This is a genomic window from Armatimonadota bacterium (assembly GCA_036504095.1).
GTDB lineage: Bacteria > Armatimonadota > DTGP01 > JAKQQT01 > JAKQQT01 > DASXUL01.
The window spans coordinates 1-1545 of record DASXVS010000030.1; the positions used below are offsets into that span (position 1 = coordinate 1).

Here is a 1545-nt window from a genome sequence, read left to right on the forward strand (position 1 = left end):
GGGTGCACGCAAACATTGTGATTGGTGATGTTCAGTGTGCGGCATACTCTGGGTACGATATGGGTACCCCCAATTTTTTCTACCTGGGGGACTTCTATTGACGACCACTCGCCGTACGTTCGATGCTGCTGCTCTTCAACCTTTACTGGACTATCTGCGGGCCCAATGTCCGGATCGCCGATTAACGCTGGCCGAGGCGGAAGATGCCGTAATGACCTTGTTCCGGCAGTTGGGGCCGGCCTTGCTGGAAACCTTACTGCAGAGCGCGACCCCGCCGGAGGCGGGAAAAAAGGGGCGCCACCGCTCTGTTCGTGTGGCCGGGTGATGCGTTGGGTCGACTTCCGACGTCGCACGCTCACGACGCGCGCCGGGGAGGTGCGCCTGGTGCGGGGCTATTGGCATTGTGCCGCGTGTGGGACGGGCTGTGCGCCGGACGATGTGGTGTGGGACTTGCCGCCGGGCAATGCGTCCTGGGGCGTGCGGGACGGTGCCAGTTTACTCGGGGCCGTGTTGCCGTCGTTTGAAAAAACCGCCCATTTATTGGAGGATCTGACCCTCTTTCAGGTCAGTGCGCGCAGCACGGAAAGCTGGACGGAGGACGTGGGGGCCGCCTACGCGCCGCCCGTCCCGACGCCGGAGGCCCCGGCGCCGGCCGTCGACCTGGTGGTGATTGAAGCCGATGCCGGCAATACGCTGTGGCGGACCGATAATGCCTGGCATGAACAGAAAGTGTACGCCGCCTGGGGACGCCGCGCGGACCACGATCAGCCGATCCAGTATGCCGTCGCGCAAGGGCCGTGGGCGATCCACGCGCCCCTCGTGACGAACCTGGCCGAGCGCGTGGGGGTGACGACCGCGCGGGAGGTGCTGCTGCTGGGTGACGGCGCCCCGGCCCTGTGGCGCCTGCTGACGGGATGCTATCCGGAGGCATTTCAACTGCTGGACTGGTATCATCTCATGGAGCATCTCGGCGCGGTGGCAAAACTCCATCCGGACGGCACGCCGTGGCTGGCCACGCAGCAAGAAGCGCTACGGTTTCGTGGGCCGCGCGAGACGCTGCTGGCGCTGAAAGCGCTGCACCAGCGGGGGGACACCGCGGAACTTCGGCAGAGCGCGGGGGCCTGCCTGAAGTATATGTGGCGGCATCGTCAGCGCTTGAATTATCCGGAAGCCCGACGACGGGGCTATCCGATTGGCAGTGGGCGAATTGAATCCGCGGTGAAACAGGTCGTCCAAGCGCGGGCTAAGCAGGCGGGCATGCGTTGGAACCCGGTGCATCTCCAGCAGGTACTCACCGCGCGCTGTGCGGCGTTGAACGGCGACTGGGCGTGCGCGTGCGCCCAAACCAAAGCGGCGGTCACGCGGTCCGCCTCACCGCCACCGCTCCGTCTCGATCCGCCACAGACCGCCCGCAAGTCGATGCCGTCCCGGCGACCGTCCGCGTCAACGCGCGAGGAGCCACGGTCGTTATCACTCAAACAAATGGGGCAAATGGTGAAGCAAGCCTTTGGCTTCTGAAAATACATCACAATCTTTGCGTACACC

1 protein-coding gene is annotated in these 1545 nt (G+C 64.5%); it reads left to right on the forward strand.

Annotation, left to right across the window (positions count from 1 at the left end; all coding sequences use genetic code 11):
- The first annotated feature begins 165 nt into the window (after nucleotides 1–165).
- Entirely contained in the window at nucleotides 166–1518 is a 1353-nt protein-coding gene (locus VGM51_06230; protein HEY3412638.1) for an ISKra4 family transposase, read from the forward strand.
- Nucleotides 1519–1545: the final 27 nt, after the last annotated feature.

Coding starts and splice junctions, on each gene's coding strand:
- VGM51_06230 (HEY3412638.1), top strand. CDS start 166: ATGTCCGGATCGCCGATTAACGCTGGCCGAGGCGGAAGATGCCGTAAT.